General features: G+C 67.7%; 16 protein-coding genes. 11 read left to right on the top strand and 5 right to left on the bottom strand.

Features of this window, described 5'->3' with window-relative positions:
- Positions 1-87: 87 nt before the first annotated feature.
- A complete protein-coding gene (locus NYP18_RS04140; RefSeq protein WP_259427124.1) occupies positions 88-2,433 on the top strand; it encodes an ATP-binding cassette domain-containing protein in 2,346 nt (781 codons plus the stop codon).
- A 2-nt stretch (positions 2,434-2,435) separates the two neighbouring features.
- Here NYP18_RS04140 and NYP18_RS04135 read toward each other — a convergent pair whose 3' ends face one another.
- Positions 2,436-3,209: an SDR family NAD(P)-dependent oxidoreductase gene (locus tag NYP18_RS04135; protein WP_259426913.1), complete on the bottom strand. Its 774-nt coding sequence runs from the start codon at positions 3,207-3,209 to the stop codon at positions 2,436-2,438.
- Positions 3,210-3,426: 217 nt separating this feature from the next.
- On the opposite strand from NYP18_RS04135, the gene NYP18_RS04130 reads away from it, so the two are divergent.
- On the top strand, positions 3,427-4,728 hold the full coding sequence (locus tag NYP18_RS04130; protein WP_259426912.1) for a cytochrome P450: 1,302 nt from the start codon (positions 3,427-3,429) through the stop codon (positions 4,726-4,728).
- A gap of 35 nt (positions 4,729-4,763) precedes the next feature.
- Here NYP18_RS04130 and NYP18_RS04125 read toward each other — a convergent pair whose 3' ends face one another.
- The 3 genes from NYP18_RS04125 to NYP18_RS04115 are packed head-to-tail and all read right to left on the bottom strand — an operon-like array spanning position 4,764 to position 6,040.
- Positions 4,764-5,285, bottom strand: coding sequence for an O-acetyl-ADP-ribose deacetylase (locus NYP18_RS04125; RefSeq protein WP_259427123.1), 522 nt, complete (start codon positions 5,283-5,285; stop codon positions 4,764-4,766).
- A gap of 18 nt (positions 5,286-5,303) precedes the next feature.
- On the bottom strand, positions 5,304-5,744 hold the full coding sequence (locus NYP18_RS04120) for a methyltransferase family protein (protein WP_259426911.1): 441 nt from the start codon (positions 5,742-5,744) through the stop codon (positions 5,304-5,306).
- Between the two features lie 5 nt (positions 5,745-5,749).
- Positions 5,750-6,040, bottom strand: coding sequence for a hypothetical protein (locus NYP18_RS04115; protein WP_259426910.1), 291 nt, complete (start codon positions 6,038-6,040; stop codon positions 5,750-5,752).
- Between the two features lie 98 nt (positions 6,041-6,138).
- Here NYP18_RS04115 and NYP18_RS04110 point away from each other — a divergent pair, with 98 nt between their 5' ends.
- The 8 genes from NYP18_RS04110 (at position 6,139) to NYP18_RS04075 (ending at position 14,798) form a co-directional block, all read left to right on the top strand.
- The gene (locus tag NYP18_RS04110; RefSeq protein WP_259426909.1) at positions 6,139-6,942 is read left to right on the top strand and encodes a hypothetical protein; all 804 of its coding nucleotides are present in this window, start codon (positions 6,139-6,141) and stop codon (positions 6,940-6,942) included.
- A complete protein-coding gene (locus tag NYP18_RS04105; RefSeq protein ID WP_259426908.1) occupies positions 6,929-7,666 on the top strand; it encodes a GntR family transcriptional regulator in 738 nt (245 codons plus the stop codon). Before NYP18_RS04110 ends, NYP18_RS04105 begins: the two co-directional genes overlap by 14 nt.
- Before the next feature lie 296 nt (positions 7,667-7,962).
- Positions 7,963-8,913 (top strand): phosphotriesterase family protein, encoded by a 951-nt coding sequence (locus tag NYP18_RS04100; RefSeq protein ID WP_259426907.1) that lies wholly within the window; start codon positions 7,963-7,965, stop codon positions 8,911-8,913.
- Between the two features lie 10 nt (positions 8,914-8,923).
- Complete coding sequence (locus tag NYP18_RS04095) at positions 8,924-9,889, top strand: phosphotriesterase family protein (protein WP_259426906.1); 966 nt, start codon at positions 8,924-8,926, stop codon at positions 9,887-9,889.
- 27 nt (positions 9,890-9,916) lie between these two features.
- The gene (locus NYP18_RS04090) at positions 9,917-11,044 is read left to right on the top strand and encodes an FAD-dependent monooxygenase (protein ID WP_259426905.1); all 1,128 of its coding nucleotides are present in this window, start codon (positions 9,917-9,919) and stop codon (positions 11,042-11,044) included.
- Positions 11,045-11,152: 108 nt separating this feature from the next.
- Positions 11,153-12,043 (top strand): alpha/beta hydrolase, encoded by an 891-nt coding sequence (locus tag NYP18_RS04085; protein WP_259426904.1) that lies wholly within the window; start codon positions 11,153-11,155, stop codon positions 12,041-12,043.
- A 78-nt stretch (positions 12,044-12,121) separates the two neighbouring features.
- Positions 12,122-13,492, top strand: a complete 1,371-nt coding sequence (locus NYP18_RS04080) for an MFS transporter (RefSeq protein WP_259426903.1) — start codon at positions 12,122-12,124, stop codon at positions 13,490-13,492.
- A gap of 40 nt (positions 13,493-13,532) precedes the next feature.
- Complete coding sequence (locus NYP18_RS04075; protein WP_259426902.1) at positions 13,533-14,798, top strand: MFS transporter; 1,266 nt, start codon at positions 13,533-13,535, stop codon at positions 14,796-14,798.
- A gap of 55 nt (positions 14,799-14,853) precedes the next feature.
- Here the strand turns inward: NYP18_RS04075 and NYP18_RS04070 are convergent, their stop codons facing one another.
- Positions 14,854-15,288: a PACE efflux transporter gene (locus NYP18_RS04070; protein ID WP_259426901.1), complete on the bottom strand. Its 435-nt coding sequence runs from the start codon at positions 15,286-15,288 to the stop codon at positions 14,854-14,856.
- A gap of 203 nt (positions 15,289-15,491) precedes the next feature.
- On the opposite strand from NYP18_RS04070, the gene NYP18_RS04065 reads away from it, so the two are divergent.
- Complete coding sequence (locus NYP18_RS04065; protein ID WP_259426900.1) at positions 15,492-15,950, top strand: GNAT family N-acetyltransferase; 459 nt, start codon at positions 15,492-15,494, stop codon at positions 15,948-15,950.
- The last annotated feature ends 6 nt before the right edge of the window (positions 15,951-15,956 follow it).

The following is a 15,956-nucleotide window of genomic DNA, read 5'->3' as shown; positions in this document are numbered from 1 at the left end:
CCTGCTACCACCGGGGTGGTGCGGGACTACACTCGGTTCTCCCCTTTCCCCGACGTCTTCCCGGAGGATCCCGTGAGCCCAGAGAGCCTGCCGCCAGCTGATTCCCACGATCTCATCCGCGTCACCGGCGCCCATGTGAACAACCTGCGCGGGGTCAGCGTGGAGATACCCAAACGCCGGCTCACCGTCTTCACCGGGGTCTCCGGCTCCGGCAAGTCCTCCCTGGTCTTCGGCACCGTCGCCGCCGAATCCCAGCGGTTGATCAACGAGACCTACTCCACCTTCGTCCAGGGCTTCATGCCTTCCCTGGCCCGCCCCGACGTCGACCGGCTGGAGGGCATCACCACCGCCATCCTCGTCGACCAGGAGCCGATGGGCGCCAACGCCCGCTCCACGGTGGGCACCGCCACCGATGCCACCGCCATGTTGCGCATCCTCTACTCGCGCATCGGCGAACCCCGCGCGGGCGGACCCGGCGCGTACTCCTTCAACGTGCCCTCGGTCTCCGCCTCGGGCGGTCTCAGCGTCGCGGGCGGAAAACGGCAGAAGGTGGAGTTCAGCCGCACCGGCGGCATGTGCCCGCGGTGTGAGGGACTGGGCCGGGTCTCCGACATCGATCTCACCCAGCTGGTTGACGAATCCCGCTCCCTCAACGACGGCGCCCTGCTCATCCCCGGTTACAAGGTCGGTTCCTGGAGCATGCGCGGCTACGCCGAATCCGGTCTCTACCCCGCGGACGTCCCGGTGGTGGACTTCACCGCGGAACAGCGCCACGCCCTGTATCACCAGGAGCCGACGAAGATCAAGTTCAGCGGCATCAACATCACCTATGAGGGCCTGGTACCGAAGATCACCAAGTCCATGCTGAGCAAGGACCGCGACGCCATGCAGAAGCACATCGGCGAATTCGTCGACCGGGCCGTCACCTTCATCCCCTGCCCCGACTGCGGCGGGACCCGCCTGGCCCGCCACGCCCTGGAGTCGCGGATCAACGGGAGGAACATCGCCGAGCTGTGCGCCATGGAGATCCGGGAGCTGGCGGAGTGGATGCGTGGCGTCGAGGCCCCGTCCGTGGCTCCCCTGGTCCAGGCTGTCCGGGAGACCCTGGACAATTTCGTCGCCATCGGCCTGGGCTATCTCACCCTCGACCGTCCCGCGGGCACGCTCTCCGGAGGTGAGGCCCAGCGCACGAAGATGATCCGCCACCTCGGCTCCGCGCTGACCGACATCACCTACGTCTTCGATGAGCCGACCGCCGGACTGCACCCGCACGACATCCGCCGCATGAACACCCTGCTGCTGGAACTACGCGACAAGGGCAACACCGTGCTGGTCGTCGAGCACAAACCCGAGACCATCGCCATCGCCGACCACGTCATCGACCTGGGCCCCGGCGCCGGCCACGAGGGCGGGCTCATCCAGTTCGAGGGCAGCGTGGCGGAGCTCGCGGTCTCCGACACCGTCACCGGCCACCATTTCCACGACCGGACCCGGCTGAAGGACACCACCCGCACCGCAACCGGGGCCATCGAGATCCGCGGTGCGGACCGCAACAACCTCCGCGACGTCGACGTGGACATCCCCACCGGGGTGCTCAGCGCCATCACGGGTGTGGCAGGTTCCGGCAAGTCCTCGCTCATCGCCTCCCTGCCACGCCGGGAGAACACCGTCATCGTGGACCAGGCCCCCATCCGCGGCTCAAGGCGGTCCAACCCGGCCACCTACACCGGCGCGCTGGAGCCGATCCGCAAGGCCTTCGCCAAGGCCCATGACGTCAAGCCGGCGTTGTTCTCCCCCAACTCCGAGGGTGCCTGCCCCAACTGTAAGGGGGCGGGTGTGGTCTACGTCGACCTCGGGATCATGTCGGGCGTGGACGTGCCCTGCGAGGTCTGCGAGGGGAAGCGTTTCGACGAGGCCGTCCTCGACTACCACTTCGGTGGCCGCGATATCGCCCAGGTGCTGGCCATGCCGGCGGCCGAGGCCGCCGAATTCTTCTCGACACCCGCGTCCACGGTCCCCGCAGCCGCGAAGATCTGCACCCGGCTTGTTGACGTCGGCCTGGGCTACATCACTCTCGGCCAGCCCCTGACCACCTTGTCGGGTGGTGAACGCCAGCGGCTCAAACTGGCCGCGCACCTGGCGGAGAAGACTGACGTGTTCATCCTCGATGAGCCGACCACGGGCCTGCATCTGGCGGACATCGAGATGCTGCTGGGGCTGCTTGACCGGTTGGTCGACGCCGGGAAGACCGTGGTGTGCATCGAGCACCACCTGGCCGTGGTGGCGCACGCCGACCACGTCATCGACATCGGCCCCGGCGCCGGTTCCGAGGGCGGCCGGGTCACCTTCACCGGTACCCCGGCCGAACTCATCGCCGACGCCACCACCCTGACCGGGCAGTACCTGGCGGAGTACGTGGTCTCGGCGGAATGAAGTTACCCGGCCGCCCAGCCACCGTCGACCGGGAGTATGACGCCGTTGACGTCGGCGGCGGCATCAGAGAGCAGGAAGACGATCGGGCCCGCGAGTTCCTCAGCGCTGGCCTGGCGCAGCGCCGACTGGTGGATCGGGGTGAGGGCGGCCAGACCATGCGCAGGGTCGATCTGGGTCTCCGTCGCCGAGGTGGCCATGATGTTGGTCTCCACCCCGCCCGGGGCGATGAGATTGCAGCGGATGTTCTCGCGCCCGTAGGTGTAGGCGGTGTTCTTCGTCAGCCCGGCCACCCCGTGCTTGGAGGCGGTGTAGGCGGCACCGGCGGCGGCACCGCGTAAGGATGCGGCGGAACCGACGTTGACGATCGCCCCTCCCCCGCCCTGCCGCATGTGCGGCAGGACGGCCCGGGTGAGCAGGAAGGGGGCGGTGAGGTTGATGCGCAGGCACCGCTCCCAGGTCGCATCATCGGTGTCGGCGGCCCCCGCGAAACGGTCCATGATGCCCGCGTTGTTGACCAGTCCGAGACGACCTCCGGTGCCTGCGGCCTGCTCCACCAGCCCGTCCACCACCGCCGGGTCGGAGATGTCGCCGATGACGGCGGTGGCCTGTCCACCAGCGGTGGTTATCTCCTCAACCACCTGATCGGCGTTCTCCGAGATGTCGGCGATGAACACGTGCGCGCCGCGGCGGGCCAGCAGGAGAGCGGTCGCCCGCCCGATGCCGGAACCCGCACCCGTGACGATGATGGTCTGCCCCGTGAAATCCCTGTTGTCCATGTCTGTCTGCTCCTGGGTCCGGAAAACTTCCTCGCCCGGATTCTACGGCGGATAGCATCGGTGGTCAGGGGGGAGCAAACCTGTTATTCATCAGGGAGTTTTTCCACCTGCGCACTTTTCCGGACACGCGACCGCACCCCCGGTTGTCCCCGGGGGTGCCGGGAAGGCGGCATAAACTCCCCTGCATGTGACCGGCACCTCACGTAGGTTGGGGCGCATGACCCAGACCAGGCCCGCCCGTATCCGCACCGAACAGGCCCCCGGCTTCCTCCGCTGGGGCTATCTCTTCGCCTCCCGACTCCGGGAGAAGGCCGGTCTGCCGGCCACCTCCCACACCCCCTTGTCCCTGCCTCTGCTGGGGAAGACCTCCGTGCTCGTCCGGGGTGAGGAGGGGATCCGTTTCTTCTACGACAAGGACCTCATGGAGCGCCACGGCGCCATGCCCAAGCTCGTTCAGCTCCCGCTCTTCGGGGACAAGGCGGTGCACACCCTCGACGGCGAGGCCCACCGCGTGCGCAAGAACGCCATGACCGACCTGGCCTACGACGACGGCCGGGTCGCCGACTTCCAGCACCTGGTGGCCGGCGAACTCGAGGCCGCCCACGGGCGATGGAAGGCGGGGACGGGCAACGTCCATGATGACGCCGCCCTCGCCTTCGGCCGCGCCGCACTCCGCTGGGCGGGGGTGGAGCTGCCCGACGAAGAAATGAACCGGCGGGTCAGGCAGATGAACCGCCTGTTGGACACCTTCGGCCAGCTCAGCCAGAACCCGGTCGCCATGGTGGAACGGGTGCGGCTGGACCGCTGGGCCACGCAACTGATCCAGGACGTCCGCTCAGGGAAAGTCGCGGCGGCCCCGGATTCCGTCCTCGCCCATATGGCGGACCTGCGTGACGAACACGGCGAGCTGGTGGAGGACAAGGTCGCGGCAGTCGAGCTGCAGAACCTCACCCGACCCACCGTGGCGGTGGGCCGGTTCGCGGCTTTCGCCGCGGCGGCGCTGGTGAAGCACCCGGAATGGGTGGAACGGATCCGGGCGGCCTCGCAGCAGGCAGGCGGCTCCGTCACTGATATTCCGGAGGCGGTCGCCTTCGCCCAGGAGGTGCGCCGCACCCACCCCTTCGTGCCGATGCTGCCTGCCCTGGCGAAGAAGGACACCGAGATCAGCGGTTGTCCGGTGCAGAAGGGCCAGCGCGTGCTGCTGGACTTCGTGGGCACCCTCACCTCCCCCGCCGAATGGCGGGACGCCGGCTCCTTCGACCCGGAACGCTTCCTGCCCTATGACGGTGTGGAGGCGGCGGAGTCCATCACCGCCTTCATCCCCCAGGGCGGCGGTGACGTGCGCACCGGGCACCGCTGCCCCGGCGAGAAGATCACCGTCTCCGCCCTGGCCGCGGCAGTCGTAGTCATGTGCCGCCCGGGCGTCACGATCTCCTCTGACGTGAAGGACACGACCTTCCCCTGGACCCGGATGCTCACCCGCCCGGCGACCGGCGTGCGGATCAGCGCAACCGGCTAGTGCCGGGCAGCGCGGTGGCTGGGTACCGACAGGCCCTACCCGGCCAGGGCCGCATCGTAGGCCCGGACAGCCTCCTCACCGAAGGGCACGAAGATGACCTCCCGCACGGTGGCTGCGACCTCATCCGACATCTCCCGGGAGGTCTGCACGGCGATGCGGGCGGCATCGCCGATGGGCCAGCCGTACACACCCGCGGAGATCGCCGGGAAGGCGATCGAGGCCACACCGAGGGAGGCTGCCAGGCGGAGGGATTCCCGGTAACAGGATGCGAGAGTGTCGCTGCGGTCCTCCGTCGCCGAATGGACGGGGCCGACGGTATGGATCACCCAGCGGGCCGGGAGGTCGCCTGCGGTGGTGGCCACCGCCTGCCCCGCGGGCAGTCCGTCGGGGTACTGGTCGACGCGGATGCGGCGGGCCTCGGCCTGGATACCCGGCCCCCCGGCCCGGTTGATGGCCAGGTCCACTCCCCCGCCGACACGCAGCTGCGAGTTGGCGGCGTTGACCACGGCGTCGACGGTCAGGGTGGTGATGTCCCCGGGCTGAATACTCAACTTCATCGGTTCCATGACCCCACCCTAGACACGCGGAAGCCAGCGGGGCACCCGCCGGATGTAATCCCGGTATTCACCACCGAAACGCGCCGACAACGCCGTCTCCTCCGCGGGGATCTGCCACCTGTCGATGGCCCACACGAAGCCTGCCACCGGCAGCAGAGCGGGCAGAGACCGGCGGAAGACCGCATGAGCCACCAGAGTCCCGGCAAGGGCCAGGTACATCGGGTGGCGGGTGTAGTTGAACACCCCGTCGGTGACCAGGCTGGAGACCCGTTCCGGGTGGACGGGGTTGGTGGTGGTCCGGGAATGGTGGAACTGAGCTACCGCGCTGATCGCGAGTGCGCCCGCGCCAGCGACCAGGGGCAGGGCGGGCAGGACCAGCGGGGGCGTCGGCAAGCGGCCTGCGAGCAGGCGCTGCACGGCGGCCGCCCCGGCGAACAGGACAGGTGGGGAAATCCTCAAGGGGATCAGAAGCTGCAGCGGCCCATGTCGGTGCCCTCGGAGCCCAGCTGCATCGCCACCGGGCACCAGATCAGGTAGTGCCAGCTCATGGAGGACAGGAAAACGCCGATAGCGCTCGGAGCGGTGACGGGGTTGTCGAACAGGGACTGGTAGAGGTCGAAGGAGCCCTGCGCGACGGGCTCCGCGGACTGGCGCAGCTGCTGGGCCGGGTCCTGCGCGTGAGCGGGGGCGGCCAGGGCGGTGGTGGCCAGGGTGGCGGCGGCTGCGACGGCGGTGATTCTCTTCTTCAACTGCATGGGTCTGTCTGGTCCTTCCTTACGCTGGTATGCGGTGCCAGCCATGTTACCGCTGTCACACAAGGGGCGGCGGACGACGCCCGACTAAGCTGTGTTCCATGGTCGTCCCCAGCTACCCCCTCGCCCGTCCGCCGGCGGGCACTGATGTGCATTCCCTGCCGGTGGAGAAGGTCAGCCAGGCGATCCTCTTCTCCCATCTGCGCACGGCAGAGCTCATCGAGCCGTCGGGCACGCTCATCCCAGTGCGGCTGGTCCCGGACCTGGTGCGGGGTGGCTGGCGGGTGCGCTGGGGCTACGGCACAATCGGTTCGCTGCCGGCGGGCATCCGCCAGGTTTTCCGGGACATCGACCGCGTGCACGCCATCCGGCAGGAGCCGGCGGTCCGCGCCCGGGTGTGCATCAACCGCGACCGCGGGCTTCTCGACGTCTCGGTGGAACTTCCCGCCCCTGAGCTCGCCGTCCCGTGGAACTCGCTGCCCGAGGGGACGTCGGTGCTGCCGCAGGGGCGCCGCTTCCCGGTGGAGCTGCCCGACGTGGACGGCCCCGACCGCCAGCTGCTGGGGCTGCTGGACGGAGTTGAGGTGACGGTGGACGGTGCGGTCATCGCGACCCTGGATCCGCTCATCGCCCACCGGATGCAGGAGCATCTGGCCGGCCCCGGGTCTCTCGGGGTGCGGGTGTTCGTGGTCGGCGGGGCGGCGTTCCTCGACGTCGATCACGGCGAGCCGGAGTCGATTCACCCGCTGGCAGAGCCGGTTCCGCCGCCACCCCCGGAACCGGCGCCGGATCTGAGCGGGCCGTGGTCGGTGACGGTGGACGGGGTGGAGCTGGTCGACCCGCTGCCCACCGGTTCCAGGATCGTCCCCTCGCCTGTGGTTGACTCGAACCATGTCGACCGGTGAGCTCGACCCCGTCTCCGGGGTCCCCATGTACAAGCAGATCAAGGAGATCCTCCGCAGGGAGATCACCAGCGGTACCGCCGACCCGGGCGTGCCCATGACGGAGGCGCAGCTGCTGGAACGTTTCGGCGTCAGCCGCGCCCCGATCCGGCAGGCGCTCAGCGATCTGACCACGGAGGGCTTCGTCTACCGCAAGCAGGGCAAGGGCACCTTCCCCGTGGTGGGGGCGCGGGTGGACCGGCCGGCGGATATCCGTCCGGGCGGGTTGTTCCAGTTCCTCGCCGACAAGGGGCTCAAGCCGACCTCGACGGTCTCGGAGCCGGAACGGGTGGTTCCCCCCGCGCGTATCCGGGCGCGCCTGGGACTGCCGGAGGATGAGCGGCTGCTGCACTTCACCCGGCTGATGTCGATTGACGGTGAGCCGCTCGTCGACGCCGATGTCTACATCCGCTCCCCCGAGGGTTTCCTGCCGAGCGTGGAGTTCCTGGAGGAGCGGGGTTCGGCGATGGAACTGCTGGAACGCGAATACGGCATCACCCTCGACCGGGCGGAGCATGAGGCGTGGGCGACGGCGGCCACCACCAGGCAGGCTAAGGCACTCGGGGTGGCGGAAGGTAGCCCGCTGCTGGCCATCGAGACGATTTTCTTCTCCACCGGCGGGGTACCTGCGGGATGGCGTCTGGCCATCCATCAGGCGGAGGAATTCAAATACCATTTCGTCACGTAGCACCTTTTCGGGGATGTTGAGGCTGGCAGAAGAGCGATTCAGAGCATGTGGCCCGGAGGATGTGAAGCACTTGACTTTGGCATGACATTATGCCAATCTTAGGCCACGACGTTAGGAAGGTCACATTACCGGGGCACTGTGCTACGGCTCGCCAGGCGGACGGCGAACTCTCCGGCCCACTCCCCCACACCCTCCGCATCACCCCACGAAAAACCAAGGCTCCACGGGCCCCCGCCCGACCCTTCGGCCCCCTTTTCGTGTCCCCATGCTCCCCTGAACGCTGAAAGGTCGCGCCCATGACGACAGTCAACACCGTCCTCGGCCCCGTCCCCTCCGCAGACCTGGGTACCGTCGCGGTCCACGAGGCCCTGCTCTCCGTGCTCCCCGGCGCCCAGTACGCCCCCGACATCACCTTCGACCGCCCCGAGATCTTCGCCACCCTCAAGGCCAAGCTCGAGGACTTCAAGTCCCACGGCGGCGACGCCATCGTGGATGCCACCGGCATGTTCCACGGCCGGGACCTCCCCCTGCTGGAGGTCCTGTCCGAGGCCACCGGCGTCCACATCATCGCCTCCACCGGCCAGGGCCCGGAAGAGCTGCTCGGCGGCTACTTCCTCACCCCGCAGACCAACCCGCCGACCCCGTGGCCGGCCGAGAAATTCGCTGACCTCTTCGGTAAAGAGGTGACCGAGGGCATGGTCATGCCGCGCGTGGAGCGCCGCGCTGGCGCCGGCCTCATCGTCACCGCCGTCACCCGCGCGGGCCGCACCGCCACCGACGAGTCCCTTCTGCGCGGTGCCGCCCGTGCCGCCAAGGAGACCGGTGCGCCGATGTCCTTCCAGTACGGTGACAACGCCCTCGGCGACCTCGAGATCGTGTTGTCCGAGGGCCTCGACCCCGCCCGCGTGCTCGTCGGCGGCTGCGACCGCGTCGGCGCCCCGGCGCTCGAGATCGCCCGCAAGGGCGCCTACGTCGGCATCGACAACGTCGGCACCGAGTCCGAGGGGCTGCTTGACGACGCCGCCCGCGGCGAGCTCATCCGCACCCTCATCGCTGAGGGTCTCGGCGGGCACATCATCTGCTCGTCCAACGCCATCGGCGTAGCGAAGGGGCTTGCGCCCCGCGAGGTCGCCTACAGCACCGTCGCCGCCGACTTCATCCCGGGACTCGGCCTGTCCGAGGAGGATGCGCAGCGCATCCTCCGGGACAACCCGCGCGAGTTCATCACCGTCCGCGAGAACAACTAAGGAGCCCACGTTGTCTTTCGTCAACACCGTCCTCGGCGCAATCCCGGTGGAGGAACTCGGATTCGTCGCCATCCACGAGCACATCGGCTACGGCATGCCCGGCTCCGAGCTCGACACCAAATGGTGGAAGTCCCCCGAGGTCCGCTACGAGGAGACCGTCCCCAAGCTGCGCAAATTCCGTGAGTACGCGGGTGGCGCCGCCACCTTCGTCGACGCCACCGGCATCTGCAACGGCCGCGACATCCCCTACTACCAGTCCCTCTCCGAGAAGACCGGCGTCCACATCGTGGCCTGCACCGGCTTCGTCGGCGGTGACACCGCCCTGGCCCACTTCGCCCGCGCCTCCGTCGAGTACCTCACCGAGGTCTTCCTCCATGAGATCACCGTCGGCATCACCGGCACCAACGCGAAGGCCGGCATCATCAAGGTCGGCGTCTCCCGTGGCGGCCGCATGACTGAGCTGGACAAGCGCATCTACCGCGCCGCGGCCCGCGCCGCCGTCCAGACCGGTGTGCCGGTCATGACCCACCTGGCCATCGACGCCGAGCCGGCGATCGCCATCTTCCAGGAGGAGGGCCTCGACCTCGACCGGGTGCTCTTCGGCCACGTCGACGACGGCGTCAACCACGCGCAGACCCCCACCGGGCGCATCCTCGAGGTGGGCGGCCGACTGGGCTTCGACACCTTCGGCTACGAGACCGAACTGCCCGACCCGCCGTTCTGGGCCCGTCCCCGCAAGGAGCGCATGGACCATTTCCTGCGCGAGCTCGAGGCAGGCCACGAGGCCAAGCTGCTGGCCTCCGCGGACGCCAACTGCTCCCCGCTGGGCTGGCCCGGTGTCAAGGGCCACACCATCAACTACATCTTCGAGGTCCTCATCCCGGACCTGAAGCGCAACGGCGTCGCCGATGACGTCATCCACCGCCTCTTCCACGACCACGCCCACGACTTCCTCACCGCGAAGCCGGCCAAGTAGCACCCGCCAGAAAAGGACTCAAGAACAATGAAGGCTGAAGACATCAAGAACCTGAAGATCGGCGTCATCGGCGGCGGCTACGCCGGTGCCACCGCGGGCCTGGCGCTGTCCCAGATCGGGGCCGACGTCAAGGTCTACGAGCAGGCCCCCGCCTCCGGTGAGGTCGGCGCCGGCATCGGCCTGCGCCCGGCGTCGGTCAAGCTGTTCAAGAAGCTGGGCATCTTCGAGGCCGTGGAGAAGGCCACCTCCCCCTCCGACTACTTCGAGATCCTCGATGAAAAGGGCAACGTCATCAACCGCGAGGTCTGGCCGCACCTGGAGGAGGGCGAGGAGAAGCACCACACCCGCATGGTCCACCGCCGCGACTTCATCGACGTGCTCACCGGTTCCCTGCCGGAGGGTGTCCTCCAGTACGGCTACCGCGCCGAGGAGATCACCGACAACGGCGACTCCGCCACCGTGAAGTTCAGCAACGGCGAGGAGGAGACCTTCGACATCCTCGTCGGCGCCGACGGCATCAAGTCACGTGTCCGCGCGCTGTGGTCCGACTCCCAGCCGGTCATGCAGCACGCCCACGCCTACCGTGCGGTCATCGACGGTTCCCTCGGTGAGGGCCTGCTCGTCGACGACAACCTGCGTCTCTACCTCGAGGCCGAGACCGGCCGCATGATCTACTTCCTGCCGCTGCGCCACCGCGGTGAGAACGGCCAGATCTCCTTCGACATCACCGTGCCCCATGAGGACACCACCTGGAACCCGGAGGTTTCCAAGGAGGAGGTGCTGGAGATGCTGAAGAACTTCGATGAGCGGCTGATCCGCATCGTCGAGAAGCTCGACTGGGAGAAGGTCAACCAGCGTTCCGCCGCTGACCTGGACCCGCAGGACAAGTGGAACTCCGACGCCGTGGTGCTGATCGGCGACGCCGCCCACGCCATGCTCCACCACCAGGGCCAGGGTGCCAACTCCGCCGTCATCGACGCCGGTGTGCTGGCCGACTGCATCGCCGAGGCCGACAGCGTGCCCGAGGCACTGGCCGCCTACACTGCCCAGCGCAAGGGCCCGGTCCAGGAGCTGCAGCGCATCTCGCGCGAGTCCTGGAACGCGGAATCCGCAGGCGAGACCGCTTTCCCCGAGAAGGACAAGATCGACTACTAGTCGGTCCCCCACCCCACACACGTGATGGCGTCGTCGCCGCTGACCCCCGGAGCCTGGTCAGTGCGGCGGCGCCATCGCCACACCACCTAAGAACAGGACGAGAGACAGATGACACTGCACCCCGAGATCGCGAAGATCGTCGCCCAGATCCCGCCCGCCTCCACCACCCCGCCCAACCCGGCTGAACACCGCGCCTTCGAGGCCGGCCACGTCGCACCCGTCGAGAAGCGCACCCCGGTGGCCTCCGTCGAGGATGCGACGCTGGCGGAGGTCCCGGTGCGGATCTACGCCGACACCGACGCACCCCGGGGTTCAATCGTCTACCTCCACGGCGGCGCCTTCTTCTCCGGCAGCCTGGACACCCACGACCACGTCGCGCGCGCCCTGGCGAAGGAGACCGGCTGGCGGGTTGTCTCCGTCGGCTACTCGCTGTCCCCCGAGGTCGCCTACCCGGTGGCCCTCAACGAGTGCTACGCCGTGGTCCGCGAGGTGGCGGCATCGCTTGATGCCACCACCCCCCTCGCCCTCGCCGGCGACTCCTCCGGCGGCAACTTCGTCGCCGCGGTCACCGCCATGGCCCACGACGACAACTTCGACCGGATCACCCACCAGATCCTCTACTACCCCTCCGTCGACCTCGACTTCGACACCTCCCGCTGGCCCTCGCTCAGTGAGAACGCCGAGGGCTACGGCCTGGAATACAACGGTCTGGCCCCCTTCAACTCCTTCTACCTTGAGGGCGGGGCGGATCCGGCGGACCCGCTGGTCTCCCCCATCAAGCGCGACGACTTCTCCGGTCTGCCCAAGGCCCTGGTCATCACCGCAGGCTACGACCCGCTGCGCGATGAGGGCGAGGCATACGCGGAGAAGCTGAAGGCGGCGGGCGTGGATACGCAGCTGAAGCGTTATGACGCCGCCAACCACGGCTTCGTGGCCAACTTCTCGTGGATCCCCGAGTTCTACGAGGTGTTCCACGACACCGCCAGATTCCTCAACTGACCCTGAAAAATCCCCCGTGACGGCGCGCATCATCTGAAGCCGGTGCGCGCCGTTTTTCCTACCTGAATGAGGCCTGACATGAGCCGACTGAACGTCACCTCCTTCCTCGCGGAAGGCAAATTCACGCCGTTCCACTTCTGGATGCTGTTCTGGGCGTGCGTGATCATCACCTTCGACATGTACGACCTGGTCATCTTCGGCTCGGTTCTGCCCGTCCTCATGACCGATTGGGGCATCACCCCCGCACAGGCGGGACTGGTGGGAAGCTCCGGGCTGTTCGGCATGATGGTCGGTGCCATGGTCTTCGGCCTGCTCGCCGACCGTTTCGGCCGCCGCAACATCCTCATCGCCAGCATCGTCATGTTCTCCGTCGCCACCGTCCTGTGCGCGGTAGCCCCCGGCCCGGCGGTCTTCGGCGGCCTCCGCTTCATCGCCGGCCTGGGCATCGGCGGCATCCTGCCCACCATCATCGCGATGCTCACCGACTACGCCCCGAAGCGCCTGGCCAACACCTTCGTGGCCATCGTCATGAGCTTCTTCTCCGTCGGCGGCATCCTCGCCGCCCTGGTCGCCATGGTGGTCATCCCCCGCTTCGGTTGGCAGGCCACCTACTACGTCGCCGCCATCCCGCTGCTCCTGCTGCCGCTCATGCTCCCCTACTTCGCGGACTCCCCCGCCGTGCTGCTCGCCACCGGCCGGGGGAACAGGCTGCACGCCATCCTTGAACGCATCGCCCCGGGCAAGGTCTCCCCGGTCACCGAACTGGTCGCCGTCTCCGAGGCGCCGGTTGACGCAGCTGCCGTGAAGCGCAGCCCGCTGGCCGCCCTGTTCACCGACGGCCGTGCCCTGGCCACCCTCATGGTCTGGGTCGCCTTCTTCATGTGCCTGCTCATGGTCAACGGTCTGAACACCTGGCTGCCGGGACTGATGGTCAACGCCGGCTACGCGCTGACCGCCGGCCTGACCTTCATGGCCACGATGAACATCGGCGCGATCATCGGCACCCTGACGCTGGGGCGTCTGGCTGACAAACTGGGCGTGAAGAAGGTGCTTGTCCCGATGTTCCTCGTCGCCGGCATCTCGATCATCGCCCTGGGCTACGGCAACAGCTTCGCCATGCTCATCGCCCTGGTGTTCATCGCGGGTGCCTGCACCATGGGCGCCCAGAACATCTCCTACGCCTTCGTCTCCCAGTACTACCCCTCCCACATCCGCTCCACCGCCATCGGCATGGCCTCCGGCATCGGCCGACTCGGCGCCATCGGCGGGCCCACCTTCGGTGGCCTGCTGCTGTCCATGGGTGTGTCCTCGCAGATGAACTTCCTCTTCTTCGCCATCCCCGGCTTCATCGCCGCGGCAGCCTTCCTCCTCGTCCCCCTCGGCAGGAGGCAGGCGCCGTCCGCCCCCGCCACCCCGGATGTGAACACCCCCGCCCCCACCACCGTCTGACTCCTCCACCGCTGATATCCCCCAACCGAAAGTGGCCATCATGACCACCACCACGTCCCCCGGGACCGCAAAGAAGTCATTCTGGACCTACGAGAACAAACTCGTCACGGTGTTCTTCTTCGCCGTCGGCCTGGTGTTCTTCGACCGACTGATCATCAACTTCCTCATGCCCTTCATCCAGGCGGACCTGGGCCTGAGCAACGCGCAGGTGGGCCAGCTCGCGGGTGCGGCGGCACTGACCTGGTCGATCGCCTCCATCGTGGGTGGCCGCCTCTCCGACCGGGTGAAGAGCAAGCGCGTCTACCTCGTCGTCCTCATGGTCGCCTTCTCCCTGGCCTCCTTCATGCAGGGCTTCGTGGGCACCTTCATGCACCTGATCATCCTGCGCCTGCTCATGGGCATGTTCGAGGGACCCACCATCCCCGTCACCCAGTCGGTGCTGGCGATGGAATCCTCCCCGCACCGCCGCGGCTTCAACCTCGGATTCACCATGAACACCGCCAACGGGCTCTTCGGCGGCGTGCTCGCCCCCATCATCATCGTCGCCCTGGCCAACATCTTCGACTGGCGTACCGCCTTCTTCTTCACCATCATCCCGGGCCTGATCATGGCCTTCGTCATCTGGAAGGTGATGCGCGAACCGCAGGCCGTCACCCCGGAGGCCGTCGACTACGCACACCCCGACCATAAGGGTGGTCTGTCTGAGGTCCTGCGCAACCGCAACGTGTGGCTGTCGATCGTCATGTTCTCCGGATTCATGGTCTACCTGATCGCCCTGCAGGTCTTCGGCCCGCTGTACCTCACCAACATCCGCGGCTGGAGCGCCAGCTCCATGAGCCTGATCCTCGCCGCCTTCGGCGTGGGGACCGCCATCTGGGGTTTCGTCGTCCCGTTGGTCTCCGACCGCATCGGCCGCAGGCCCACCGCCATCGTCTTCGGCCTGCTCTCGACGCTGGCTCCCCTGGCCTTCGTCTACGTGGGTAATCCCGGTCTGCTGGGCGCCGCGGTGTTCGTCTTCGCCGCCGGCATGGGCGTGGGTGGTCTGGCCATGTCCGTCATCCCCGCCGAGTCCGTCCGCCCGGCTGTCGCCGGTCTGGCCGTGGGCCTGCCGGTGGGCATCGGCGAATTCGTCGGCGGCTTCCTCAACCCGGTGATCACCGGTGCCGTGGCCGACCAGTACGGCCTGGCCTCTGCCCTGTTCATCTCCTCCGGCGGCGCACTCGTGGCCACCTTCTTCGCGCTCTTCCTGCGCGAATCCGCCCCCAGCAAGGTGGGTGGCAGCCACACGGTGGTGGTGGACAACTAGGTCAACCCGCCACCGGCCCCGGACATTCGTGGATGCCCGGGGCCGGTTTCCCATGTCAGTGGGGTTTCGAGCTGTCGACGACCCGCGCCCGCGGCGGAAGCACCAGGTCGAAGACCCAGGCGAAGACGAAGGTGTAGATAAGGAAGAAGACCAGCAGACCCAGCTCGAGGATGAAGGCCTCCACCAGTGAGACCTGGAGAATCCAGGCGAGAATGGGCACGAGGAAGATGATCAGTCCGCCCTCGAAGCCCAGGGAGTGGACGACCCGGCGCGCGATGGTGCGCTTTGTTGAGGCCTGGCGGCGTTCCCAGGCCTCGAAAAGGGTGTTCCAGATGAAGTTCCATACGATGGCCACGGCGGAGGACACCACGGCGATGAGCCCGGAGCTGCCTCCCCCGAAGCCCAGGACCACCAGGGCGACGGTGACGAATGCGATGGCGATGATCTCGTAGGACGCGACGTAGATGACGCGCCGCAGAATCGGTGACACAAAAGCCTCCTCAGAATCGGAATCCATGGGAAGCCTCAAGACAGGTTCACATCCATGATGCGTGCAACGCCGGAGACTCTAGCAGGTTGTGTGGCCCGGATGCCTGCCGGTGTCCGGGGCCGCCCGCGAATCCGTACCATAACGGGCGAGGACGGTTTCCCCCGAAAGATTCCGGCGAGGTTCAACCCGAGGCAGGCCACACCATGACCACCATCCGCCCCCTACGAGCTGACGAACAGGCCCTGCTCTCCCAGGCCACCCTGGGCAACATCAACTGGGCGGGTCCGCGCTACGCCTTCGACGACGTGATGAATACACCCACGCTCGCCCATTATGTCGCCGCTGACGAGGGGCTGGTGGCTGAGGATGGCGGTCCGGTGGGTGTGGTGTGGCTGCGTTTCTTCCCCGCTGATGATCCGGGCTACGGCTTCGTCGAGGAGTCCATCCCCGAGCTGAGCATCTGGGTGGCGGAGGGCCACCGTGGGCGTGGCCTGGGTGGCCAGCTGCTGGAGGGGATAGTCGCGCTGGCCCGGGAGAAGGGCATGCCGGGCATCAGCCTGAGTGTGGAGAAGGGTAATCCCGCCCGCCACCTCTATGAGCGCCACGGTTTCCTGCCGGCCGGGGAGGGCTACGATCCCGGGACTCTGGTGCTGCGTTTCTGAGGCCCC

The sequence above is a fragment of the Corynebacterium lemuris genome (genome assembly GCF_024919295.1).
In the GTDB taxonomy this organism is placed as follows: Bacteria; Actinomycetota; Actinomycetes; order Mycobacteriales; family Mycobacteriaceae; genus Corynebacterium; species Corynebacterium lemuris.
The sequence above is the reverse complement of the archived record's forward strand: the minus strand, read 5'-3'. Positions and strand labels throughout refer to the sequence as shown.

Coding starts and splice junctions, on each gene's coding strand:
- NYP18_RS04135 (WP_259426913.1), bottom strand. CDS start 3,209: ATGGACAACAGGGATTTCACGGGGCAGACCATCATCGTCACGGGTGCG.
- NYP18_RS04130 (WP_259426912.1), top strand. CDS start 3,427: ATGACCCAGACCAGGCCCGCCCGTATCCGCACCGAACAGGCCCCCGGC.
- NYP18_RS04125 (WP_259427123.1), bottom strand. CDS start 5,285: ATGAAGTTGAGTATTCAGCCCGGGGACATCACCACCCTGACCGTCGAC.
- NYP18_RS04115 (WP_259426910.1), bottom strand. CDS start 6,040: ATGCAGTTGAAGAAGAGAATCACCGCCGTCGCAGCCGCCGCCACCCTG.
- NYP18_RS04110 (WP_259426909.1), top strand. CDS start 6,139: ATGGTCGTCCCCAGCTACCCCCTCGCCCGTCCGCCGGCGGGCACTGAT.
- NYP18_RS04105 (WP_259426908.1), top strand. CDS start 6,929: ATGTCGACCGGTGAGCTCGACCCCGTCTCCGGGGTCCCCATGTACAAG.
- NYP18_RS04100 (WP_259426907.1), top strand. CDS start 7,963: ATGACGACAGTCAACACCGTCCTCGGCCCCGTCCCCTCCGCAGACCTG.
- NYP18_RS04090 (WP_259426905.1), top strand. CDS start 9,917: ATGAAGGCTGAAGACATCAAGAACCTGAAGATCGGCGTCATCGGCGGC.
- NYP18_RS04085 (WP_259426904.1), top strand. CDS start 11,153: ATGACACTGCACCCCGAGATCGCGAAGATCGTCGCCCAGATCCCGCCC.
- NYP18_RS04080 (WP_259426903.1), top strand. CDS start 12,122: ATGAGCCGACTGAACGTCACCTCCTTCCTCGCGGAAGGCAAATTCACG.
- NYP18_RS04075 (WP_259426902.1), top strand. CDS start 13,533: ATGACCACCACCACGTCCCCCGGGACCGCAAAGAAGTCATTCTGGACC.
- NYP18_RS04065 (WP_259426900.1), top strand. CDS start 15,492: ATGACCACCATCCGCCCCCTACGAGCTGACGAACAGGCCCTGCTCTCC.